Source organism: Pseudomonas sp. TH41 (assembly GCF_016650695.1).
Lineage (GTDB): Bacteria > Pseudomonadota > Gammaproteobacteria > Pseudomonadales > Pseudomonadaceae > Aquipseudomonas.
This window is the reverse complement of sequence record NZ_JAEKFH010000006.1, coordinates 247,974-270,999: the sequence shown is the minus strand read 5'-3', so window position 1 is coordinate 270,999 and position 23,026 is coordinate 247,974. Positions and strand designations below refer to the sequence as shown.

Genomic DNA, 23,026 nt, shown 5'->3' with positions numbered 1-23,026 from the left:
ATAAAAAGTTTCAATACGTCTGGAAAGGCTTGCCGCCAGCGTGTTTCAGCGAGGCAAGTCACCGACATCGCGCTGCATTCTCAGGAAACACGCCTCTTCACCGACCACCGTGAGGCCCTTTCTCTCATACAACGCTTTCGCCGGATTATTTTCAAAAACCGTCAGGCGCAAGGCCGGGCGCCGCTCCTTGCACGCCATGGCAACCACCTGATCGATCACCCAGGAACCGGCGCCCTGCCCCTGAAACGCCTCCAGCATGTGCAGTTCGCGAATGTATAAAGCCCTTGCGTCTCTGCTCAGGCTCACAAAACCCAGCGACACATCCTCTCGCACAACCAACCAGTTTTCGCGCCCCGCCCAACCCACATCGAACGCCTCGTCCTGCCACAGCAAATCGTGCTGCAGGTAATAGCGCAGCATGTTGCGGCGTGTGAGATCGCGAGCAAAACCGAGATCCCCAGAAGTCGCCGCACGTAATTCAAACCCCATCAATCCTCCGAAACCGCGACTATTTGCCCCTGCCATCCATTCGCTTTGCGCCGAGCAATAACCATCAAATTGCCTGTCCCCGGCGCGGCCGAGATCAGCGAACCGTCTGACGCCCAGATCGCGCTGCGTCCTGCCGACTCCCAGCCCCCCGTCGCGCCACCATGATTGGCCATCAGGACCACCATCGAATGGGCGCGGGCATAGCCTTGCAACAGGGCGGTGTCCGGGGCGTAGCCGTTTTCCGTGATCAACACGCCGGCCGCATAAACATCAGCGCCTTGCTCCGCCGCCGCTGCCGCATGGCTGGCGTGGGAAAAATCCGCGCACACCGCCAGCGCGACAATGTCGGCACCGATCGTCAGGGTCGAGCCACCGGTGCCCGGGGCAAACGCCACCTCCTCGCCTGCGTGCAAATGTTGCTTGGTGTAGATCCCCAGCGAACCATCGGCACCCAGCACCAGTGCGCCAATCAATACCGGCGAATCTTCCGACAGCCGAATCGGCATACCGACGACCGTTGTCACGCCGACTTTATGCGCGAAATCTCGCAGGGATTGCAGAACCTCGGCGCCCGGTACAATCGCCAGCTCAGCCGCCAGCCCACGCTCGTAACCCGTCAGCGATAACTCCGGGAACACCAGCAATTGCACACCCTGCTCTGCGGCCACCTGCATGAAACGTTGATGCCCGGCGATATTGGCGGCAAGGTCGCCCGCGACGGAGATCGATTGAGCGGCCGCGATGGTCAGTGGTGTCATGCTTCGTCCTTGTGGCGTTGTGTGGGGTCGAGGCTGCGAGTGTGTCACAACCTTCGGCGCACTCAAGCGATAGAAAACCTCGTCGGTGAGCGATAGCAATTTCTGATTGAATCCACGTACCGGCCTCTAGTAAGCTCGGCGCATCCATCGGAGACAGACCATGTTCAACACCCTCTCAACGCTTCGTACCGCCAGCGCCCCGCGCTCAGTTACGGCTGCCCGGGTGAGCGACGTTTGTGCTTCGGTCAGCTTTTATTTTGGGTATTGGTTTAGCCACTGGCGCGCCTGATACCCACACGGCGCCCACTTTAAACGGGTCGCCACCAGAGAATTCTCAACCCCCGGTCGGCCTCCCGACCGGGGGTTTTGTTTTTTCAGCCCCAGACACTTTTCAGCAACAACCAGACATTCAGAGGATTTAGAAAATGAACTACGCCACTTATTACCGTTACGACAGTTTTACCGCCTGGCGATTTAGCAGCCTCCGCTCGGGACAGCCTGCCGCCTCCGATCGGTCACCCACTGGTGGCAAGCACCTACACGCAGCCAATCCGGCTAATTGTCGAACACCCCAATAGGGCCGAGCGCGCGGGAGCGAACCCGCCGCCAGCCCAGGAAGCCTGAACATGAACTCGTCCGTCTCTGCTCTGCCGCTGTCCACCTTGAGCCCTGCCAATGAAGCGCTGACCCTGCGTCTGCCCAGCTCGTTGCAACTCAAACAGCAATTGCCACTCAACAACGCCCTGACCCAGCAAGTCACTGCCCACCGCGACGCGGTCCGCGCGATCCTCAACGGTGAAGACTCCCGTCTGCTAGTGATCGTCGGCCCTTGCTCGATTCACGACCCACAGTCAGCCCTTGAATACGCCAACAACCTCGCTCGACTCGCCGCCGACGTCAGCGATGAAATGCTGTTGGTGATGCGTGCCTACGTCGAAAAGCCCCGCACCACGATCGGCTGGAAAGGCCTGGCCTACGATCCGCACCTGGATGGCAGTGATGACATGGCCGGTGGCCTGACGTTGTCCCGTGAGCTGATGCGCGAAATGCTCCGTCTTGGGTTGCCGATTGCCACCGAGCTGCTGCAACCGATGGCCGCTGGTTATTTCGACGACCTGCTGAGCTGGGTGGCCATTGGTGCCCGCACCACCGAATCGCAAATTCACCGGGAAATGGCCAGCGGCCTGAGCATGCCGGTGGGCTTCAAGAACGGCACCGATGGCGGTGTCGGCGTCGCCAGCGACGCCATGCGCTCGGCCGCCCATCCGCATCGTCATTTTGGTGTCGACAGCCAGGGACACCCCGCGATCATTCAAACCCCGGGCAATGCGGACACTCATCTGGTTTTGCGCGGAGGCCATCTTGGACCGAACTACGACCGCGACAGCATCGCCCAGGTGCACAGCGACCTGACCAAGCTGAAAATCCCGGCGCGAATCATGGTCGACTGCAGCCATGCCAACAGTGGCAAAGATCCGTTGCGTCAGCCGGCGGTGTTCAACGACGTGCTTGAGCAGCGCCTGCAAGGTGATCGCTCGCTGATCGGCATGATGATTGAGAGTCATCTGTTTGAAGGTTGTCAGCCGTTGAGCCCGTCGCTGCACTACGGCGTGTCGGTAACGGATGGCTGCCTTGGCTGGGACGGGACGGAAGACTTGTTGCGTCAGGCAGCAGGGCGGCTGAGAGCGCAACACGGGTAACAGGCAAATGACGTTCTGGAGGTAGGCCATTACCCAAATGTGCCCTGCCTCCCCTATAAAGGATGGCCGAATATTCCGATATGGACTTCATCCTCATTCGAGCTTTCGTACCTTTTCTATACCGTTTTCATCAGCTTACAGCGGCTTTTTCATACACCGCACACCCGCAGGAGTGCTTTAGAGTGAGCCGCAAGCACACCCATGAACTCCTGCGAAAAAGGTATGAACATGCAACGGAATGCAACCACTCACCATCCGATCCTCCTGGTCCACGGGCTTTTCGGCTTCGAGCGCATTGGCAAATTCGAGCTGTTCCATGAGGTCAAACATGCCCTCAGAGGCGCTGGCGCCAGGGTGTTTGTCCCGCACTTGTCGGCGACCCATAGCAACGAAGCTCGCGGCGACCAATTGCTGATGCAGATCGAACGGGTACTGGAAGGAACCGGCGCGAAAAAAGTCAACCTGATCGGTCACAGTCAAGGCGCACTCGCCGCACGTTATGCAGCGGCGGTTGCGCCACACGCTGTCGCCTCGGTGACATCCGTCAGCGGGCCAAATCATGGTTCGGAATTGGCCGATTTCCTGCGCAAGGCCCTGACGCCCGGACGCCTGCCGGAACATATCGCCGAGACGGTTGCCACTCTATTCGCCGACTTTCTGTCATTGCTCAGTGGCCATCGCCACCTGCCGCAGAACGCTGTCGCCGCGCTCAACGCGCTCACCACCGAAGGCGTGGGCGCGTTCAACGACAAGTACCCCCAGGGGCTGCCGAAAACCTGGGGCGGCAAGGGCCGTGAATGGGTTAACGGTGTTGGCTACTATTCCTGGAGTGGCATCCTGGCGACGAACCCCCTTGATGAAGGGCTCAATGCGTTCGATCCACTGCATGGGATATCCCGGGCCTTTTCCCGGTATTTCACCACCGAAGCGGAGCAGAACGATGGCATGGTCGGTCGATTCAGCTCCCATCTGGGCAAAGTAATCCGTTCCGACTACCCGCTCGACCATCTGGACAGCATCGGCCAGGCGGTCGGTCGCGTTCGCCAGGGCATCGACCCGATTGACTTATATGTGCAACATGCCGAGCGCTTGCGAATTGCCGGTTTATAAAGGAATGCCATACTGGCTGCACGGCCCAGACGGAACTTTGAGAAGAAATAGACCACTGAATCCGGTAGGCTCCGCACTTTACTGAACATTAAGAGGAGTATTTTTCCATGGCTAAAGCCACTGCCCGTCACATCCTGGTTGCCTCGGAAGCCAAGTGCAACGAACTCAAAGCCCAGATCGAAGGCGGCGCTGATTTCGCCGAAGTTGCCAAAGCCAACTCCACTTGCCCGTCCAGCCGCCAGGGCGGTGATCTGGGTTCGTTCGGTCCAGGCCAGATGGTCAAGGAATTCGACACCGTGGTCTTCAGCGCACCGATCAACGTGGTGCAAGGCCCGGTCAAGACCCAGTTCGGTTATCACCTGCTGGAAGTGACCAGCCGCCAGGACTGATCAACGCCTGCGTTTTGCGCATAACGGCCCGCCTTTTGGTGGGCCGTTGTGTTTCGGATACGTGATACGGCTGGCGAGGGACGCGCCGGTAGCGTACAAATTGCGAATATCGACCACCCGGCTCTAAGGCTGACAATGCGACTGGTTTTCCCAACTTTATTGTTCACTGCCGTGGCCCTGTTGTTAGGCGCCGCCGGTGTGAATGCTGAACCGCAACATGCGCTGACCGTGTACGGCGAACCGGCGAAGTATCCTGCTGACTTCAGTCATTTTGCCTACACCAACCCGCAAGCCCCCAAGGGCGGCACGATGCGTCGCTCGGCGGTCGAAATCGGTCACTTCGACCACATCTTGCCTTACATCGACAAGGGCATTGGCGTTACACAGGTCGACGGTCTTATCTACTCGCCCCTGGCCCAGCGCTCGCTGGACGAGCCTTACACCGTGTATGGTCTGGTCGCGCAGAAAATGGAACGCCCCGACGATGGCTCGTTCCTGCGCTTCTACCTCAACCCAAAAGCCCGTTTCGCCGACGGGACACCGATCACCGCCGACGACGTGCGCTATACCTTCGACCTCCTGATGACCCAGGGCAGCCTGCGTTATCGCACCCAGTTCGCCGATGTCAAAGGCGTCGAAGTGGAATCACCACTAACGGTTCGATTCGACTTCAAAAGCAACGAAAACCGCACCCTGCCGCTGGACGTCGCAACTCTGCCGGTGTTTCCCGAGCACTGGTGGAAAACCCGCGACTTCGCCGGTGGTGGCGGTTACGAGCCGCCACTCGGGAGTGGCCCGTACACGATAAGCAAGGTCGACTCCGGGCGCAGCATCACCTTCGAGCGCAATCCCGACTGGTGGGGCAAGGATTTACCGGTCAGCCGTGGCCTCTATAATTTCGATCACTTCAGCATCGAGTACTTCGGCGATACCGATGTGGCGCGCCAGGTACTGCGTGGCGGTGCCTACGACTACAACCGCGAATTCTCCGCCACCGGGTACTCCATCGGTTACGACAGCCCGGCCCTGAGCGACGGTCGCCTGCAAAAGGCGCATCTGGCCACGCAAGCGCCACAACCGAGCCAGGGCTTTGTGTTCAACCTGTTGAATCCGATTTTCCAGGACCGCCGAGTGCGCGAGGCACTGGCCATGCTCTGGGATTTCGAGTGGAGCAACCGGCAGATGATGCGAAACATGTACATCCGCCAGCAGAGCTTCTTTTCCAACACCGACCTCGCCGCCCGACATTTGCCGGACGCGGGCGAGCTGGCGATTCTTGAACCTTTGCGCGGGCAGATCCCCGACGAGGTGTTCACTCAAGTCTTCGAAGCGCCGAAGACCGATGGCAGCGGCCTGATTCGCGACAAGCAGTTACAAGCCCTGGACTTGCTCGAACAGGCCGGCTGGAAACCCGATGGCGATCAACTGGTCAACGCTAAAGGCGAACCGCTGAGTTTCACCTTCCTGGTCAGCCAGAACGGCATGGACCGATTGCTCCTTCCTTATAAGCGCACGTTGAAACAGATCGGCATCGACCTGAACATCCGCCGCATCGATTCCTCCCAATACGTCAATCGCCTGATGAGCCGCGACTACGACATGATCGTCACCGGTTACCCGGTCACCACCTCGCCAGGCAGCGAGCTGATCAATTACTTCGGTTCGGTCTCGGCCACCGACCCCGGCGCCAATAACTACATGGCGCTGAAAAACCCGGCGGTGGACACCTTGATCACCGGCCTGATCCGCGCCACCACCCAGCCGGAAATGCTGCGCTATGCCCACGCGCTGGACCGGGTGCTGCAATGGAACTACTACTGGATTCCCAACTATTACCCGCCGGGCACCTCCACCGTGTGGTGGAATCGCTTCGGCATGCCCACCGAGCAGGCGAGCAATGACGAAGCCATCGAAAGCTGGTGGGAAATGAGCACCACGCCGCTGACCAACCAGCAGATGACTGCCGAGAAAATCAGTCGTGGCAAACCCGGAGGGCCACACTGATGTGGGCTTACACAGTGCGGCGCTTGCTGCTGATCATTCCCACGCTGGTGATCATTCTGCTGGTCAACTTCATCATCGTTCAGGCGGCACCGGGCGGCCCGGTGGAACAGGCCATCGCACACCTGCAAGGCATTGGCGGGGCCAGTGTCGGCGGCGGTTCCGGCGAAACCATGTCCAGCACCTCCCGGGCCAGTCGCGGCCTCGACCCGCAAATGATCAAAGACATCGAAAAACAATACGGCTTCGACAAACCCGCGCACGAACGCCTGTGGCTGATGCTCAGCAATTACGCGCGCCTGGACTTCGGCAAGAGCTTCTTCCGTGGCGCCACGGTCACCGACCTGATCCTGGAAAAAATGCCGGTCACCATTTCCCTTGGGCTCTGGGCGACGCTGATCACCTATCTGGTCTCGATTCCGCTGGGCATCCGCAAGGCTGTGCACCATGGCAGCCATTTCGACATCTGGAGCAGCACTGCAATCATCATCGGCTACGCCATGCCGGCATTCCTGTTCGCGATGTTTCTGATCGTGGTCTTCGCCGGTGGCACCTCGCTGAACTGGTTCCCGGTCCGGGGGCTGGTGTCGGACAACTTCGAATCGCTGTCGACCGTGGGCAAGATCGCCGATTACTTCTGGCACCTGGTGCTGCCCGTCACCTCGCTGGTGATCGGTGGTTTTGCGACCCTGACCATCCTGACCAAAAATTCCTTCCTCAATGAAATCACCCGCCAGTACGTGGTGACCGCGCGAGCCAAAGGCATGAGCGAGCGTCGCGTGCTGTACGGGCATGTGTTCCGCAACGCAATGTTGCTGGTGGTGTCGGGGATTCCTCAAGCGTTCATCAGCGTGTTCTTCGCCGGTTCCTTGCTGATCGAAGTGATTTTCTCCCTCGATGGTCTGGGCCGCATGAGTTACGAAGCCGCAGTTTCTCGGGACTATCCGGTGGTGTTTGGTTCGCTGTTCATCTTCACGCTGTTCGGCCTCTTGATAAAAATCGTCGGCGATCTCTGCTACACCCTGGTCGACCCGCGCATCGACTTCGCCGCGAGGAACGCCTGATGTTCAAGCTCTCGCCGTTAGGCCGTCGGCGTTTCGAACGCTTCAAGAAAAACCGGCGCGGCTGGTGGTCACTGTGGTTGTTTGTCGGGCTGTTCCTGCTGAGCCTCGGGGGCGAACTGATCGCCAACGACAATCCGCTGATTGTCAGTTATCAGGGCTCGCTGTATTTCCCGGCCTTCAAGCGACACACCGAGCAGGAGTTTGGCGGGCAACTGCCCTTCCAGGCCGACTACCGCAGCGAGTACGTGCAGAAACTGATTCAAAAGGATGGCGGCTGGATGCTGTTCCCGCCGATCCCGTTCAGCGACGACACGCCGAACTATGACCTGAATCAACCGGCACCCAGTCCACCCTCCAACGTTAATTGGCTGGGGACGGACGATCAGGCTCGGGACGTGTTGGCCAGGGTGATTTTCGGTGCGCGTGTGTCGATTCTGTTCGCCCTGATGCTGACCTTTGTCAGCGCCCTGATCGGCATTGCGGCCGGCGCGCTGCAAGGCTATTACGGCGGCTGGGTCGACCTGATCGGTCAACGGCTGCTGGAGGTGTGGTCCGGTCTGCCGGTGCTGTACCTGCTGATCATCCTCTCGGGTTTCGTCGAGCCGAATTTCTGGTGGTTACTGGGGATCATGGCGCTGTTTTCCTGGCTGGCCCTGGTGGACGTGGTGCGCGCCGAGTTCCTGCGCGGGCGCAACCTGGAATACGTCAAAGCCGCCCGTGCGCTGGGCCTGAGCGACCGAAAAGTCATCGTGCGGCACATCCTGCCCAACGCGATGAACGCTACCTTGAGTTATCTGCCGTTCATTCTGACCGGGGCGATTTCCACGCTCACGGCGCTGGATTTCCTCGGTTTCGGCATGCCGGCCGGCAGTGCCTCGCTGGGCGAACTGATCGGCCAGGGCAAGCAGAACCTGCAAGCACCGTGGCTGGGGCTGACAGCGTTTTTCACCCTGGCGCTGATTCTTTCTTTACTGGTGTTTATCGGGGAGGCGTTGCGTGACGCCTTTGACCCGAGGTCATGATGCGGGCAAATGATATGAACAACCTGATCGAAATCCGTGACCTCAGTGTGGCCTTCAGCGGCCAGACCGTGGTGCGCAACCTATGCCTGGACATCCGGCCCGGTGAATGCCTGGCGCTGGTCGGCGAGTCGGGCTCCGGTAAATCCGTAACGGCGCATTCGATCCTGCAGCTGTTGCCCGAAACCGACACCGTGTCCACCGGCAGCATCCGTTATCGCGGCAAGGAACTGCTAGGCGCGTCGTCCAACGTGTTGCGAGAGCTGCGCGGCAACCGGATTGCGATGATCTTTCAGGAGCCGATGACTTCGCTTAATCCGCTGCACAGCATCGAAAAACAGATTGGCGAAACCTTGCTGTTGCACAAAGGCCTGACCGGCAAGGCCGCGCAAGCGCGGATTCTCGAGTTGCTGCACCTGGTGGGCATTCAAAAACCCGAAGAACGGCTCAAGGCTTACCCGCACCAACTGTCCGGAGGCCAGCGGCAACGGGTGATGATCGCCATGGCCCTGGCCTGCGAGCCGGAGTTACTGATCGCCGATGAGCCCACCACCGCGCTCGACGTGACGGTGCAGCGCAAGATCCTGCTGCTGCTCAAATCCCTGCAACAGCGGCTCGGCATGTCCCTGCTGCTGATCAGCCACGACCTCAATCTGGTGCGCAGCATTGCCCAACGCGTGTGCGTGATGAAGGCCGGGGAAATCGTCGAACAGGCGCCGTGCGAGACGCTGTTCACCGAGCCGAAACACCCTTACAGCCGCGTGCTGCTGAACGCCGAGCCGGAAGGCGAAGCCCTGCCCCGGGATGAGCGCGAGAAAGTGCTGGAAGTGGACAACCTGACGGTGCAGTTCGCCCTCAGTGGCGGGTTGTTCCAGCGCAAGACGTACCTCAGGGCCGTGGACGGTATCAGCCTGAATGTTCAGCGGGGCAAGACGCTGGGCATCGTCGGCGAATCCGGCTCTGGCAAATCGACGCTGGGCCAGGCGATTCTGCGCCTGCTCGATTCCGAGGGCAGCATTCGCTTCGAGGGTGCGGCGCTGGACAGCCTGACGCAAAAGCAGCTGCGGCCGTGGCGCAAAAGAATGCAGGTGGTGTTTCAGGACCCCTTCGGCAGCCTCAGCCCGCGCATGTCGGTGGCGCAGATCATCAGCGAAGGCCTTGAAGTTCATAGCCAGTTGACCGCTGACGAATGCAAGGCCGAAGTGATTCGAGCCCTGGAAGAAGTGGGTCTCGACCCGCAAAGCCGTCATCGCTACCCGCACGAATTCTCCGGCGGGCAACGCCAACGCATCGCCATTGCCCGGGCGCTGGTGCTGAAACCGGCGCTGATTCTGCTGGACGAACCGACCTCGGCGCTGGATCGCACCGTGCAAAAACAAGTGGTCGCCCTGCTCCGCCAGCTTCAGGAAAAACACGGCCTGACGTACCTGTTCATCAGCCATGACCTGGCCGTGGTGCGCGCCCTGGCCCACGACATGATCGTGATCAAGGACGGCAAAGTGGTGGAAAGCGGCGCCAGCCATGACGTGTTCGATTCGCCGCAGCACCCGTACACCAAAGAGCTGTTGGCGGCGGCGCATCCGCGATAGACATAATTCGGCGCATGCCGTTAAACCGCGTCGCGGCCTTCGCGAGCAAGCCCGCTCCCACAGTTGACCGCGCCCGTCCGGACAACTTGGTCAACTGTGGGAGCGGGCTTGCTCGCGAAGGGGCCAGCACAAGCAATACACAATCAGGACCTTTTCTATGAACACCACCGAAAGCCTCAAGGACTACCAGCGCGTGCGCCTGCTGGCGATCCGCTCGCTGTTTGAAATCATCGAGCAGTCCAGCGAAGGCACGGTGATTGTCGACCGCGATGCCAACATCGTCTGGATGAACGAGCGCTACGCCCGGCGTTTTGGTCTGGAGTCGGCCGAAGTGGCCATCGGCAAACCCTGCGAGCGCGTGATCCCCGGCAGCCTGCTGCGCGAAGTGGTGCGCACCGGTCGGCCGATTCTGCTCGACATGCAGGACACCCCCAAAGAACCGCTGGTGGTCATGCGCCTGCCAATTCACGACGACGCTGGCGTGGTAATCGGTGCCATCGGTTTTGCGCTGTTCGACGAGTTGCGCAGCCTGTCGCCGATGCTCAAGCGCTACATGAGCATGCAGGAAGAACTCGCCTCCACCCGCTCACTGCTGCGGGCACGGCAGACCAAGTACAACTTCGCCCATTTCATCGGCACCAGCACGGCCAGCCTGGAAGTCAAACGTCGCGCCCGGCGCAGTGCCAGCGCCGAGTCGCCGGTGCTGCTGCTCGGTGAAACCGGCACCGGCAAAGAGTTGCTGGCACAGGCAATTCACGGCGCTTCACCGCGGGCGCACAAAGCCTTTGTCAGCATCAACAGCGCGGCGATTCCCGAGTCGCTGCTGGAAGCGGAGTTCTTCGGCACCGCCCCCGGGGCCTTTACCGGCGCCGATCGCAAAGGCCGGGTTGGCAAGTTGCAGATCGCCCAGGGCGGCACGCTGTTTCTCGATGAAATCGGCGACATGCCGTTACCGCTGCAAAGCAAGCTGCTGCGGGTGTTGCAGGAAAAGGAATTCGAGCCGGTGGGCTCCAACGAAGTCATTCAGAGTGATGTGCGGGTGATCGCGGCGACGTCCACCGACCTGGAAGCGGCGATCAAACGCGGCGAATTTCGCGCCGACTTGTATTACCGCCTGAATGTGCTGCCGATCAACGTGCCGCCGTTGCGTGATCGCCTCGATGACCTGCCGGCCCTGAGTGAAGCGATTCTGGAGGAACTGCGCAGCCAGCATGAGCTGAACCGCGAAGCGCTGGCGTTGCTGGGTCAACATGCCTGGCCGGGCAATATTCGAGAATTGCGCAATGTGCTGGAGCGCGCGGCGTTGCTCAGTGATGAATTGATGTTGAATGCAGCGGACATCCGGGCGGCGATCGGGACACTCACCCCGGTGGAGCGTGATGCCTCAGTGGCCATCGAGGGGGTTGCCCATGAGACCTTTAGCGAGGCTCGGGATCGATTTGACCGCCAGTTGATTGAAACTACCCTTGTGCAATGCAAGGGGAAGGTTATCGAAGCGGCGGCGCGATTGGGGTTGGGGCGGTCGACGTTGTACAAGAAGATGGTGGCGTTGGGGATTGTTGAGTCTCTGTAGTGAGACATTGATCTCTATTTGGAGATGGTCCGCCAAGATCAAAAGATCGCAGCCTTCGGCAGCTCCTACAAGGGGTTTGCGCATTTCCCTGTAGGAGCTGCCGAAGGCTGCGATCTTGTCAGGCAAAAAAAAATCTCAGGAATGAGACTTAATTTTGTCAGCGCCCAACAAAACCAAACAAAACCTTTATATTTCAATAACTTGAATGAATGGCACGAAACCCGCTATAGGCCTCTCCCACACAGTTTCACCACACAAAAATAACAATCCAGGAGACACACCATGAGTGTGATCATTGCCTTGGCAGCCCTCACGCTGCTGATGCTCGCGGCCTACCGTGGCTACAGCGTTATCCTCTTCGCCCCGATTGCTGCCCTCGGCGCTGTCCTGCTCACCGACCCGTCTGCCGTCGCCCCAGCCTTCACCGGGGTGTTCATGGAGAAAATGGTCGGCTTCATCAAACTGTATTTCCCGGTGTTCCTGCTCGGTGCCGTGTTCGGCAAGCTGATCGAACTGTCGGGTTTCTCACGCTCCATCGTCGCGTCGGCAATTCGCCTGCTGGGCACTCGCCAGGCCATGCTGGTGATCGTGCTGGTCTGCGCGCTGCTGACTTACGGCGGCGTGTCGTTGTTTGTGGTGGTGTTTGCGGTGTACCCGTTTGCCGCTGAAATGTTCCGTCAGAGCAACATTCCTAAACGCCTGATCCCGGCGACCATTGCCCTCGGCGCGTTCTCTTTCACCATGGACGCCCTGCCCGGCACTCCGCAGATTCAGAACATCATCCCCAGCACCTTCTTCAACACCACCGCCTGGGCGGCACCGTGGCTGGGTGTGATCGGCGCGATTTTCGTGTTCTGCACCGGCATGCTGTTTCTGCAACGTCAGCGCAACAAGGCCCAGCGCTCGGGTGAAGGCTACGGCAGTGAGTTGCGCAACGAGCCGGAAACCGCCGCCGATATCAAGCTGCCAAACCCTTGGATCGCGCTGTCGCCGCTACTGGCGGTCGGCATCATGAACCTGTTGTTCACCCAGTGGATTCCACAGTGGTACGGCAAGACCCACAGCCTCGCACTGCCGGGCATGGCCGCGCCGGTCACCACCGACATCGCCAAACTGACGGCGATCTGGGCGGTTCAGGCCGCCTTGCTGGTCGGCATCATCATGGTGCTGGTATTCGGCTTCCAGGCGATTCGCGGCAAACTGGCCGAAGGCAGTAAAAGTGCGGTCAGCGGTGCGCTGCTCGCGGCGATGAACACCGCCTCGGAATACGGTTTCGGCGCGGTGATCGCCTCCTTGCCGGGCTTCCTGGTGCTGGCCGACTGGCTCAAAAGCATCCCCAACCCGCTGGTCAACGAAGCGATTACCGTCACCTTGCTGGCCGGCATCACCGGTTCCGCGTCGGGCGGCATGAGCATTGCGCTGGCGGCGATGTCCGAGAGCTTTATCAGCGCTGCCCACGCCGCCAATATTCCGCTGGAAGTGCTGCACCGGGTCGCCGCGATGGCCAGTGGTGGCATGGACACCCTGCCGCACAACGGCGCGGTGATCACGTTGCTGGCGGTCACCGGTCTGACCCACCGTGAGGCCTATAAAGACATTTTCTGTATTACGATCATCAAGACCCTGGCGGTCTTCGTAGTGATCGGCACTTTCTACGCCACTGGCATTGTGTGAGGTATTCATGACGACTCTTTCGGGCAAGACTGCACTGGTTACCGGCTCCACCAGCGGCATTGGCCTGGGCATCGCCCTCAGCCTGGCCAAGGCTGGCGCTAACGTGGTCCTCAATGGTTTTGGCGATGCCGCCGCAGTCATCGCGCAGGTCCAGCAGTTTGGCGGCAAGGTGGGTCATCACCCGGCCGACGTCAGCAACCCGGTGCAGATCGCCGAGATGATTGATTACGCCGAGCGTGAATTCGGCGGCATCGACATTCTGGTCAACAACGCCGGCATCCAGCACGTCGCGTCGGTGGAGGATTTTCCCGTAGAGCGCTGGGACTCGATCATCGCGATCAACTTGTCATCGGTGTTTCACAGCACCCGCCTGTGCCTGCCGCGCATGCGTGCGAAGAATTGGGGCCGGATCATCAACATCGCCTCGGTGCATGGCCAGGTGGGGTCGGTGGGTAAGGCTGCCTATGTAGCGGCCAAGCATGGGGTAATCGGTTTGACCAAGGTTGTGGGGCTGGAAACGGCCACCACCCATGTCACCTGCAACGCGATCTGCCCGGGCTGGGTGCTGACACCGCTGGTGCAAAAGCAGATCGATGACCGCGCCGCGAGCGGAATCGACCCGCAGCAGGCACAGCATGATTTGCTGGCCGAGAAGCAGCCGTCGCTGGAGTTTGTGACGCCGCCCCAATTGGGCGAGCTGGTGCTGTTTTTGTGCAGTGAGGCCGGTAGCCAGGTGCGTGGCGCGGCGTGGAATATTGATGGTGGGTGGTTGGCGCAGTAACCCGCCACTAGACCGCGTTATCGTTCATCGCGGGCAAGCCACGCTCCCACAGGTTTTGTGTCGAACCAAATTGGGTGCCCACCACAAAACCTGTGGGAGCGTGGCTTGCCCGCGAATGGATCTCAAGAGAGATAAAGAGGCAAAGCCATGTCCGACATTCTCTGGCAACCCAGCGCCGAGCGCATCGGCAAGACCCGCATGGAGGCCTTTCGGCGCTTCATCAATCAGCGGCACCACCTCCACGTCGACGACTACCCGGCCCTGCACCAATGGTCCATCGATCAGCGGGTCGCGTTCTGGCAGGCCATTGTCGATTTCTTCGACATCCGTTTCCACGATCAACCGGACGCGGTGCTGCTGGAAGGCCCGCAAATGCCCAGCGCCCAGTGGTTCCCCGGTGCGACCCTGAATTTCGCCGAACACCTGCTGCGACGCCGTGACGATGCCGTGGCGGTGGTAGCGATTGGCGAGAACGGCCAACGCGAACAGTTGACCTGGGGCGACCTGGCGGAGCATGTCGCCGGTTTTCAAAACAGCTTGATCGCCGCTGGCGTTGTCGTCGGCGACCGCGTGGCCGCGTGCATGCCGAACACCTGGCAAACACTCGTCGCCATGCTAGCCACCACCAGCCTGGGCGCGATCTGGTCCTGTTCTTCGCCGGACTTCGGCACTCAAGGCGTAATCGACCGCTTCGGCCAGATCGAACCGAAGGTGCTGATTACCTGCGCCGGCTACCGCTACGCCGGTAAAGCGATCGACCAGACCACCAAGGTCAATGAAATCCTCGAACGATTGCCGTCGTTGCAGCAGTTGATTGTCGTGCCTTACGCGCGGCCTCAGGCGCGCATCCAAGACTTCCACACCGAAGCCGACGTGGCGCTATGGGACGCGTTCTACGACATAGGCGGCGAGCCGGATTTCGTTGCCGTACCTTTTGCGCATCCGCTGTACATTCTCTATTCCAGCGGCACCACTGGCGTGCCGAAATGCATCATTCACAGCACCGGTGGCGTATTGCTGCAACACGTCAAGGAACATGGCCTGCACTGCGATCTCGGCCCCGGGGACCGTTTGTTCTACTACACCACTTGCGGCTGGATGATGTGGAACTGGCTGGTCTCGGCGCTGGCCGTGGACAGCGCTGTGGTGCTGTACGACGGTTCGCCGTTCCACCCCGATCCGGAGCGTCTGATCGATTTGATCGACGACGAGCGCATCAGCGTATTCGGCACCAGCCCCAAGTACCTGGCGACCCTGGAAAGCAACGGCGTGAAACCCCGGCAAAGCCATGCGCTGAGCAGCCTGAAAACCCTGCTCTGCACCGGCTCCGCGCTGTCGCCGCAGAGCTACGATTACGTCTACCGCGACTTCAAGACCGACCTGTGCCTGGCCTCGATGTCCGGCGGCACCGATATCGTTTCCTGCTTTGTGAACGGCAATCCGTTGCAACCGGTACGCCGTGGCGAGATGCAGGGCAAGAGCCTGGGCATGGCCATCGAAGTCTGGAACGACGACGGTCAACCGGTCATCGGCGAGAAAGGCGAGCTGGTCTGCACCCGGCATTTCCCGGCCATGCCCATCGGCCTGTGGAATGACCCCACCGGAGAAAAACTGCGCGCCTCCTATTTCACGCAGTTCCCCGGAGTCTGGGCGCAGGGCGATTACGCCGAACAGTTGCCTCATGGCGGGATGATGATCCACGGGCGCTCGGACGCCGTGCTCAACCCCGGCGGCGTGCGGATCGGCACGGCGGAAATCTACCGTCAGGTCGAGAAAGTCCCGCAGGTCATCGACAGCGTGGCCATCGGTCAGCAATGGCAGGATGACGTGCGGGTGGTGTTGTTCGTTCGCTTGCGTGACGGTGTAGCGCTGGACGCGGAGCTGGAGCAGCAGATTCGCCAGGTCATTCGCGCCAACACCACGCCCCGGCATGTGCCGGCGAAGATTGTTGCGGTGACCGACATTCCCCGGACGATCAGCGGCAAGGTGGTCGAGCTGGCGGTGAGAAACGTGGTGCATGGCCAACCCGTGAAAAACACCGATGCGCTGGCCAATCCCGAAGCGCTGGAGCAATTCCGCAATCGCCCAGAGCTCAATGACTGAAACACAACCCGTGATGACTGAAACACAACCCTGATGACTGAAACACACCCCCTGTAGGAGCTGCCGAAGGCTGCGATCTTTTGATGTTGATCTTTTAAAGGCAAGATCAAAAGATCGCAGCCTTCGGCAGCTCCTACAGGGGATTTGTGTCAGTCCATCAGGCCCCATTCGCCGGGAGGGGAATGCAAGCCCGGTGATGCTTCGGCGTGCAATTTGAGCCGCAACCTCAAATTGTTCACCGAGTCCGCATGCTTCAACGCTTCCTCCTCGGTAATCGCACCTTCCACGACTAGCGCATACAGCGCACCGTCGAACGTCTGCATCCCTAGCTCCGCAGACTTCTCCATGATCCCCTTGAGCTCGTCGAACTCGTTGCGGCGGATCAGATCGCCGATGGTCGGCGTCCCCAGCATTACCTCAACCGCTGCCCGGCGCTGACCCTCTTGGGTGCGCACCAATCGCTGGGAAACGAATGCTTTGAGGTTATTGCCCAAGTCATGCAGCAGTTGCGACCGGCGGTCTTCAGGGAAGAAATTGATAATCCGGTCCAGCGCCTGATGGGCGTTATGGGCATGCAGGGTGGAAATCACCAGATGACCGGTATCGGCAAACGCCAGCGCATGCTCCATAGTCTCGCGGTCGCGGATTTCGCCGATCAGTACCACGTCCGGTGCCTGGCGCAGGGTGTTTTTCAAGGCGGCATGAAAACTGCGGGTATCGACGCCGACTTCCCGCTGGTTGATGATCGACTTCTTGTGCCGGTGGATGTACTCGACCGGGTCCTCGATGGTGATGATATGGCCACTGCTGTGGCGGTTGCGGTAATCGATCAATGCCGCCAGCGAGGTAGACTTGCCCGAATCGGTGGCGCCGACAAACAGCATCAGGCCTTGTTTGAGCATTACGGTTTCGAGCAGCACCGGCGGCAACTTGAGGTCTTCGAAACGCGGAATGTCGAGTTTGATGTTGCGCGCCACGATCGATAAATCGTTACGTTGCTTGAAGATATTGACCCGGAAGCGTCCGATCCCGGGCAGCGAGATGGCCAGGTTCATTTCCAGCTCCCGATCGAACTCCAGGCGCTGTTCGGCGTCCATGATGGACGCGGCAATGGCCGCAATTTCCCCCGGTTTGAACGGCTGGTCCGCCAATGTTTTGAGGACACCGTCGAACCGCGCGCTGGGTGGCGCGCCGGTGGACAGGTAGAGATCGGAGCCATTCTGGCTGGCCAACAGCTTCAACAGTGCATCGATTTCCATGGCAAAAAGCACTCGCGAAGCATTCAATGAATAAAAGACCCAACGCGGGTCAAATGTAGGAGCGAGCTTGCTCGCGATGGACTCAGGAGCGGCGCGTTTGTTCAGAAAAGACGCTTTATCGTTAACGTCCATCGCGAGCAAGCTCGCTCCTACAGTGGCATCCAGCGTCTACCGCATGGCAAGGATAGTAGATGTCGCTACACCGACTCAGGCAGGACATTTAGATGAACGCATCACCGATCGGCAGCGATGCCCAGGCCTTGATTGCCAGACTGGACTGGACGCGCACTCCCCTGGGCGCTGCCAGTACCTGGCCGCAGAGCCTGCGAACCGCCGTGGACATCGTGATTCATTCGCCGATGCCGATGCTGTTGCTGTGGGGCCCAGCGCTCACGCAAATCTACAACGACGGTTTCGCCCTGCTCGCCGGCAACAAGCATCCACACGCTTTCGGACAACCGACACACCAGATCTGGCCAGAACTCAAAGACTTTACCGACCCGATTTACAGCGCAGTCCTACAAGGCCAGGTGCGAACTTACAGCGAACAGCGCTTTACCTTGCAACGCGACGGTCGCGATTCCGACTTCTGGCTGGACCTGACCTACAGCCCGATCCGCGATGAAAACGCCGAGGTCGCCGGGATTCTGGTCACGGCGATTGAAACCAACGAGCGCCGACGTATCGCCCTCGAACTTGAACAGCGCTCGGCGGCCAGCCTCAAGGCCCAACACGAAACCGAAGAGCGCCTGCAACTGGCCCTCGCCGCCACCGACGCCGTCGGCACCTGGGACTGGGACATTAGCGAAGACCGCTTCATTGCCGACACCCACTTCGCCCAGTTGCACGGGATCGACCCGCTACTCGCCAACCAGTTGCCCATCAGCGCCTACCTCCAGGCCGTACACCCGGAAGACCGCGCGATGGTCGCCCGCGGCATCAAGCACTCGATCGCCCATGGCAGCGAGTACGCCGAAGAATATCGCCTGTTGCAACCCGGCGGCCAACTGCGCTGGGTGTTTGCCCGGGGGCGTTGCTACAAGGACCACCATGGCCGGCCGATCCGGTTTCTCGGCGCCGCGCTTGACCTGACCGAGCGCAAAAACACCGAGCAAGCCCTGCGCCAGAGCCAGACCGAGCTGCAGCTGATCATCAACGCCATGCCAATCCTGATCAGCTACGTGGACAGCGAGGAACGCTTCCGCCTGAACAATTCCGCGTACCTGGACTGGTATGGCCTGACGCCCCAGGAGCTTTATGGGCGCACCATTCTTGAAGTGCTGGGCGAAGAAGCCTATGCCTTGCGCGCCGAACACATCGCCGAGGCGCTGGCCGGCAAGGCGTGCTGTTTCAGCGTCAGCACCCCGCACCGCGATGGCAGCACTCGCCAGGCGCTGATGAACTTTCTGCCGCGCCACGGCCCGGACGGGGCGGTGAATGGTTTCTACATCTTTGTGATCGATGAAACCGAGCGCAAACAGACCGAAGAAGCCCTGCGCAATCTCAACGAAACCCTGGAGGAACGGGTCGCGGCCCGAACCCGGCAGTTGGCCGAAGCCAACGAGAAACTGCAAAACGAGATGGTCGAACGCGAGCGCGCCGAAGAGGCCTTGCGGCATGCACAGAAAATGGAAGCGGTGGGACAGCTCACGGGCGGCATCGCCCATGACTTCAACAACATGCTCACCGGGATCATCGGCAGCCTCGATTTGATGCAGCGCTACATCGCCGACGGGCGCACCGCCGAGATTGGCCGTTTCACCGAAGCCGCGGTGTCCTCGGCCAATCGCGCCGCTGCGTTGACCCACCGCCTGCTGGCGTTCTCCCGGCGTCAGTCGCTGGATCGCAAGCCGCTGAACGCCAATGAACTGATCCATTCACTGGAAGATTTGCTCAGCCGCACCAAGGGCGACCATATCGAACTCAAACTGCAACTGGCCGATGAAGTCTGGCCGGTCAGCACCGACGTCAGCCAACTGGAAAACGCCCTGCTCAACCTGGTGATCAACGCGCGAGACGCCATGCCCGATGGCGGCGAGTTGCTGATCGAAACCGCCAATGTCTACCTCGACAGCAGTGACATCTCCACGCTGGAACCGGTCAAGGCCGGGGATTACCTGATGATTGCCGTCAGCGACAACGGCACCGGCATGACGCCATCGGTGTTGGCCAAGGCGTTCGAGCCGTTTTTCACTACCAAACCCATTGGCCAGGGCACCGGCCTCGGGTTGTCGATGATTTACGGGTTCGCCCAGCAATCGGGCGGCCACGTGAGCCTGTTCAGCCTGCCCGGCCAGGGCACCAGCGTTCGTTTGTACCTGCCAAGGCTGTACGCCGTGGAGCCGGAAAATATCCTGATGCCGGTGACGGGCGAAACGCCGGCGGCGATTGCCGGTGAAACGGTGGTGTTGGTGGAAGACGATCCGGCAGTGCGCATGCTGGTGCTCGACCTGCTCAATGAGCTGGGTTATCACGCCCATGAAGCCGAAGACGCGAAGTCCGCCCTGCCCCTGCTGGAGTCTGATCTGCGGGTCGATCTGTTGGTGACCGATGTCGGGCTACCGGGGATGAACGGTCGACAACTGGCGGAAATCGCTCGTCAGCACCGCCCCGAACTCAAAGTGCTGTTCATGACCGGTTACGCGGAGAAAGCCACCGAACGCCAGGGTTTCCTGGAGGAAGGCATGGATATGGTGGCCAAACCCTTTTCCATCGACCTGTTGGCCAACAAGATTCGCACGATGATCGGCCAACCGGACTGAGTTAAGGCATAATCGCGCGCCCCGCTGTCACCACCGTTGCAAGGTATCTGCCCCAATGAAAGCTCAAGCCCGCCATATTCTGGTGAAAACCTCGGAAGAAGCCGAGCAGCTCAAACAACGCATCGCCAAGGGTGAAGCGTTCGATGTGCTGGCCAAGAAATACTCGACCTGCCCGTCCGGCAAGCGCGGCGGCGACCTGGGTGAAGTACGGCCGGGTCAGATGGTGGGGGTGATTGACGCGGTCATTTTCAAAAAGCCGCTACGGGTCGTGCATGGGCCGATCAAGAGCAAGTTCGGGTATCACCTGGTGCAGGTGTTTTACCGGGATTGAACAGTCCCTGTAGGAGCTGCCGCAGGCTGCGATCTTTTGATTTTGCTCTTAAAAACAAGATCAAAAGATCGCAGCCTGCGGCAGCTCCTACAGGGGTTTTGTATGGACCGGGGACATTGGTTTGTGTTTCAGCTGCGAGGGATCAGTGCCCCAGGCACCTGAATCACTCGACTCGCCAGCCGATGCCCGGCCTCTGCCGCCTCGACCGGGCTGCCGCCTTTCAGGCGGCTGGCCAAATACGCCGCACTGAACGAGTCTCCCGCCGCCGTGGTGTCTACCACCCGTTCGACTATCTGCGCCGGCACCTCAAACGACTCGCCATCACAGCGAATCAAACACGCCTCGGCGCCGCGCTTGAGCACCACTTCGGGCGTGCCAATCTGCTCGTAAGCGGCAAACACTGCCTCGCAATTGGAAAAATCAAACAACGCCTGTTCGTCATCGACGGTCAGTAACGCCAGGTCGACGTAAGGTAGAACACTGCGATAAGCCGCTTGAGCGTCTTCGATCGATGCCCACAAACGCGGCCGATAGTTGTTGTCGAACACGATCCGCGCATCCCGCTGCCGGGCTTCGATCAGGGTTTCCAGCAACTTTTCCCGTCCGTGCACACCGAGCACGGCCAAGGTGATGCCGCTGAAATACAGCACGTCGTAATCCGGCAGCGCTTGCAGGATCGGTGCGGCAGCCGGGGTGGTGAAGCAATCACGGACGGCGGCTTCATTGCGCCAGTAAAGAAAACGCCGCTCGCCGGCGGCGTCGGTCTGGATGCAATACAAACCGGGCAAGCGGCCGGGTAAACGCTGAACCATGCCCAGCCCGATGTTTTCGCTGGCCCAGCTCTGGCACATGGCATCGCTGAAACTGTCATCGCCCAGGGCGGTGACGTAATCCACCGTGCCGCCCGCGCCCAGCTCCCGGGACAGGTAGACCGCCGTGTTCAGGGTATCGCCACCGAAGCTCTGTTGCAGACTGCCGTCGGCGCGTTGCTGCAACTCGATCATGCATTCGCCGATCAGGGCGATGCGCGGAGTGTTCGGGCCGAGTGTGCTGATGGTGTTCATGGTGTGGGGTCTCTGGTGTTTCTTTGTTGTCTGACGGGCCGCCTTCGCGAGCAAGCCCGCTCCCACAGGGAATGCATTCCAATGTGGGAGCGGGCTTGCTCGCGAAGGCGGCGCCTCGGTCTCAAACCTTAAAAACAGGTTTCCATGGTTTCGATGACATTCAGCTGCTCATCCACCAGACACCCCGTCCGCCACTTGTCGAACGTCAGGCACGGGTGCGAAGTACCGAACGAAATGATATCGCCCACTCGCAACTCAACCCCTGGCGCCACCGTCATGAACGCATGCTGATCCATCACCGCCGTGACTTTGCAGGCGCTGACGTCATCGCCCGTTGCCGGCACCACACCGGCCTTGTAACGCAACAGCGGCACCGGCAAGCCGGCGTCGTAGGCCACGTCGCGTTTACCCAGGGCGATCACCGCAAATCCTGGCTCCGGTAACGACTGCACATGCGCCCAGACCTCCAGCGCCGGGCGCAAACCTTCGTGCAGGTCGCTGCGACGGTCGAGCACGCAGCATTGCGCTTCTTTGTAGATGCCATGGTCGTGCGCCACATAACTGCCGGGGCGCAGCACGCTGAGGAAACGCCCGCCAGCGTTCTGTGCTTCGAAGGATTCGGCGATCAGGTCATACCAGGCCGAACCCGAGGCAGTAATGATCGGCTTGGCAATGGCGAACGCGCCGCTGTCCTGCAACTGCACGGCCAGACGCACCAATGACGCGGCGAACTCGCGGATACCCGTGACCGCATGATCACCGTGGATCACGCCTTCATAGCCTTCGATGCCGGTCAGCGCCAGCGCCGGTTGGGCGGTAATGGCTTTGGCCAGTGCAACCACTTCTTCTTCAGACCGGCAACCGCAACGACCGCCGACCACGCCGTACTCGATCATCACGTTCAGCCGCACGCCGCGAGAGGCGAAATACGCCCCCAGGTCAGCGACGTTGTCCGGGTGATCGACCATGCAATGGAAGTCGAACGTCGGGTCTGCCAGCAGATCGGCGATCAGCGCCATGTTGGGCGTACCGACCAACTGGTTGGCCATCAGCACCCGACGCACACCATGGGCATACGCCGCACGGGTTTGCGTGGCGCTGGCCAGGGTGATGCCCCATGCCCCGGCGTCGAGCTGACGGCGAAACAGCGCAGGCGTCATGCTGGTTTTGCCGTGGGGCGCGAGTTCGGCACCGCTGTTGCTGACGAAGGCCTGCATCCAGCGAATGTTGTGTTCCAGTGCTTCGCGGTGCAGCACCAGCGCCGGCAGGCTGACATCGCGCACCAGGTTGGCGCCGGTCTGGGCAAAGCCCTTTTCCACGGCGGCAGTATTTGGGGCAGAAGACATGGTCGAACTCCTTA

General features: G+C 60.3%; 18 protein-coding genes. 13 read left to right on the top strand and 5 right to left on the bottom strand.

The window, feature by feature from the left end; translation table 11 throughout:
* Nucleotides 1–45: 45 nt before the first annotated feature.
* Together JFU37_RS25125 and JFU37_RS25120 are read right to left on the bottom strand one after the other, a co-directional pair.
* Nucleotides 46–489: a GNAT family N-acetyltransferase gene (locus JFU37_RS25125; RefSeq protein ID WP_201120078.1), complete on the bottom strand. Its 444-nt coding sequence runs from the start codon at nucleotides 487–489 to the stop codon at nucleotides 46–48.
* The gene (locus JFU37_RS25120; RefSeq protein ID WP_201119744.1) at nucleotides 489–1,247 is read right to left on the bottom strand and encodes a carbon-nitrogen hydrolase family protein; all 759 of its coding nucleotides are present in this window, start codon (nucleotides 1,245–1,247) and stop codon (nucleotides 489–491) included. Before JFU37_RS25120 ends, JFU37_RS25125 begins: the two co-directional genes overlap by 1 nt.
* Before the next feature lie 626 nt (nucleotides 1,248–1,873).
* On the opposite strand from JFU37_RS25120, the gene JFU37_RS25115 reads away from it, so the two are divergent.
* From JFU37_RS25115 to JFU37_RS25065, 11 genes are all read left to right on the top strand, one after another.
* A complete protein-coding gene (locus JFU37_RS25115) occupies nucleotides 1,874–2,947 on the top strand; it encodes a 3-deoxy-7-phosphoheptulonate synthase (protein ID WP_201119743.1) in 1,074 nt (357 codons plus the stop codon).
* 228 nt (nucleotides 2,948–3,175) lie between these two features.
* Nucleotides 3,176–4,057, top strand: coding sequence for a lipase family alpha/beta hydrolase (locus JFU37_RS25110; protein WP_201119742.1), 882 nt, complete (start codon nucleotides 3,176–3,178; stop codon nucleotides 4,055–4,057).
* 107 nt (nucleotides 4,058–4,164) lie between these two features.
* The gene (locus tag JFU37_RS25105) at nucleotides 4,165–4,446 is read left to right on the top strand and encodes a peptidylprolyl isomerase (RefSeq protein WP_008150918.1); all 282 of its coding nucleotides are present in this window, start codon (nucleotides 4,165–4,167) and stop codon (nucleotides 4,444–4,446) included.
* A gap of 135 nt (nucleotides 4,447–4,581) precedes the next feature.
* Entirely contained in the window at nucleotides 4,582–6,450 is a 1,869-nt protein-coding gene (locus JFU37_RS25100; protein ID WP_201119741.1) for an extracellular solute-binding protein, read from the top strand.
* Nucleotides 6,450–7,511 carry a microcin C ABC transporter permease YejB gene (locus tag JFU37_RS25095; protein WP_201119740.1) on the top strand — a complete coding sequence of 354 codons (1,062 nt, stop codon included), beginning with the start codon at nucleotides 6,450–6,452 and terminating at the stop codon, nucleotides 7,509–7,511. Before JFU37_RS25100 ends, JFU37_RS25095 begins: the two co-directional genes overlap by 1 nt.
* Complete coding sequence (locus JFU37_RS25090) at nucleotides 7,511–8,533, top strand: ABC transporter permease (RefSeq protein WP_201119739.1); 1,023 nt, start codon at nucleotides 7,511–7,513, stop codon at nucleotides 8,531–8,533. Before JFU37_RS25095 ends, JFU37_RS25090 begins: the two co-directional genes overlap by 1 nt.
* A gap of 14 nt (nucleotides 8,534–8,547) precedes the next feature.
* A complete protein-coding gene (locus JFU37_RS25085; RefSeq protein ID WP_242485818.1) occupies nucleotides 8,548–10,119 on the top strand; it encodes an ABC transporter ATP-binding protein in 1,572 nt (523 codons plus the stop codon).
* Between the two features lie 157 nt (nucleotides 10,120–10,276).
* A complete protein-coding gene (locus JFU37_RS25080; RefSeq protein WP_201119737.1) occupies nucleotides 10,277–11,692 on the top strand; it encodes a sigma-54 interaction domain-containing protein in 1,416 nt (471 codons plus the stop codon).
* A 282-nt stretch (nucleotides 11,693–11,974) separates the two neighbouring features.
* Entirely contained in the window at nucleotides 11,975–13,366 is a 1,392-nt protein-coding gene (locus JFU37_RS25075; RefSeq protein ID WP_201119736.1) for a GntP family permease, read from the top strand.
* Between the two features lie 7 nt (nucleotides 13,367–13,373).
* Nucleotides 13,374–14,147: a 3-hydroxybutyrate dehydrogenase gene (hbdH, locus tag JFU37_RS25070; RefSeq protein ID WP_201119735.1), complete on the top strand. Its 774-nt coding sequence runs from the start codon at nucleotides 13,374–13,376 to the stop codon at nucleotides 14,145–14,147.
* Nucleotides 14,148–14,294: 147 nt separating this feature from the next.
* Nucleotides 14,295–16,250 (top strand): acetoacetate--CoA ligase, encoded by a 1,956-nt coding sequence (locus JFU37_RS25065; RefSeq protein WP_201119734.1) that lies wholly within the window; start codon nucleotides 14,295–14,297, stop codon nucleotides 16,248–16,250.
* Between the two features lie 149 nt (nucleotides 16,251–16,399).
* Here the strand turns inward: JFU37_RS25065 and JFU37_RS25060 are convergent, their stop codons facing one another.
* Nucleotides 16,400–17,509, bottom strand: coding sequence for a PilT/PilU family type 4a pilus ATPase (locus JFU37_RS25060; protein ID WP_201119733.1), 1,110 nt, complete (start codon nucleotides 17,507–17,509; stop codon nucleotides 16,400–16,402).
* A gap of 224 nt (nucleotides 17,510–17,733) precedes the next feature.
* Here JFU37_RS25060 and JFU37_RS25055 point away from each other — a divergent pair, with 224 nt between their 5' ends.
* Both JFU37_RS25055 and JFU37_RS25050 read left to right on the top strand, forming a co-directional pair.
* Nucleotides 17,734–20,271 carry a PAS domain-containing hybrid sensor histidine kinase/response regulator gene (locus JFU37_RS25055; RefSeq protein WP_201119732.1) on the top strand — a complete coding sequence of 846 codons (2,538 nt, stop codon included), beginning with the start codon at nucleotides 17,734–17,736 and terminating at the stop codon, nucleotides 20,269–20,271.
* 55 nt (nucleotides 20,272–20,326) lie between these two features.
* Nucleotides 20,327–20,602, top strand: coding sequence for a peptidylprolyl isomerase (locus JFU37_RS25050; protein ID WP_007898282.1), 276 nt, complete (start codon nucleotides 20,327–20,329; stop codon nucleotides 20,600–20,602).
* Nucleotides 20,603–20,730: 128 nt separating this feature from the next.
* On the opposite strand, the gene JFU37_RS25045 is transcribed toward JFU37_RS25050, so the two are convergent.
* Both JFU37_RS25045 and JFU37_RS25040 read right to left on the bottom strand, forming a co-directional pair.
* A complete protein-coding gene (locus JFU37_RS25045) occupies nucleotides 20,731–21,666 on the bottom strand; it encodes a sugar kinase (RefSeq protein WP_201119731.1) in 936 nt (311 codons plus the stop codon).
* Between the two features lie 128 nt (nucleotides 21,667–21,794).
* Nucleotides 21,795–23,012, bottom strand: a complete 1,218-nt coding sequence (locus JFU37_RS25040; protein WP_201119730.1) for an amino acid deaminase — start codon at nucleotides 23,010–23,012, stop codon at nucleotides 21,795–21,797.
* Between the last annotated feature and the right edge of the window lie 14 nt (nucleotides 23,013–23,026).

Bases quoted from the DNA above. Each gene is read 5' to 3' on its own strand.
- JFU37_RS25125 (WP_201120078.1), bottom strand. From the start codon at position 489: ATGGGGTTTGAATTACGTGCGGCGACTTCTGGGGATCTCGGTTTTGCT.
- JFU37_RS25120 (WP_201119744.1), bottom strand. From the start codon at position 1,247: ATGACACCACTGACCATCGCGGCCGCTCAATCGATCTCCGTCGCGGGC.
- JFU37_RS25115 (WP_201119743.1), top strand. From the start codon at position 1,874: ATGAACTCGTCCGTCTCTGCTCTGCCGCTGTCCACCTTGAGCCCTGCC.
- JFU37_RS25110 (WP_201119742.1), top strand. From the start codon at position 3,176: ATGCAACGGAATGCAACCACTCACCATCCGATCCTCCTGGTCCACGGG.
- JFU37_RS25105 (WP_008150918.1), top strand. From the start codon at position 4,165: ATGGCTAAAGCCACTGCCCGTCACATCCTGGTTGCCTCGGAAGCCAAG.
- JFU37_RS25100 (WP_201119741.1), top strand. From the start codon at position 4,582: ATGCGACTGGTTTTCCCAACTTTATTGTTCACTGCCGTGGCCCTGTTG.
- JFU37_RS25095 (WP_201119740.1), top strand. From the start codon at position 6,450: ATGTGGGCTTACACAGTGCGGCGCTTGCTGCTGATCATTCCCACGCTG.
- JFU37_RS25090 (WP_201119739.1), top strand. From the start codon at position 7,511: ATGTTCAAGCTCTCGCCGTTAGGCCGTCGGCGTTTCGAACGCTTCAAG.
- JFU37_RS25085 (WP_242485818.1), top strand. From the start codon at position 8,548: ATGAACAACCTGATCGAAATCCGTGACCTCAGTGTGGCCTTCAGCGGC.
- JFU37_RS25080 (WP_201119737.1), top strand. From the start codon at position 10,277: ATGAACACCACCGAAAGCCTCAAGGACTACCAGCGCGTGCGCCTGCTG.
- JFU37_RS25075 (WP_201119736.1), top strand. From the start codon at position 11,975: ATGAGTGTGATCATTGCCTTGGCAGCCCTCACGCTGCTGATGCTCGCG.
- hbdH (WP_201119735.1), top strand. From the start codon at position 13,374: ATGACGACTCTTTCGGGCAAGACTGCACTGGTTACCGGCTCCACCAGC.
- JFU37_RS25065 (WP_201119734.1), top strand. From the start codon at position 14,295: ATGTCCGACATTCTCTGGCAACCCAGCGCCGAGCGCATCGGCAAGACC.
- JFU37_RS25060 (WP_201119733.1), bottom strand. From the start codon at position 17,509: ATGGAAATCGATGCACTGTTGAAGCTGTTGGCCAGCCAGAATGGCTCC.
- JFU37_RS25055 (WP_201119732.1), top strand. From the start codon at position 17,734: ATGAACGCATCACCGATCGGCAGCGATGCCCAGGCCTTGATTGCCAGA.
- JFU37_RS25050 (WP_007898282.1), top strand. From the start codon at position 20,327: ATGAAAGCTCAAGCCCGCCATATTCTGGTGAAAACCTCGGAAGAAGCC.
- JFU37_RS25045 (WP_201119731.1), bottom strand. From the start codon at position 21,666: ATGAACACCATCAGCACACTCGGCCCGAACACTCCGCGCATCGCCCTG.
- JFU37_RS25040 (WP_201119730.1), bottom strand. From the start codon at position 23,012: ATGTCTTCTGCCCCAAATACTGCCGCCGTGGAAAAGGGCTTTGCCCAG.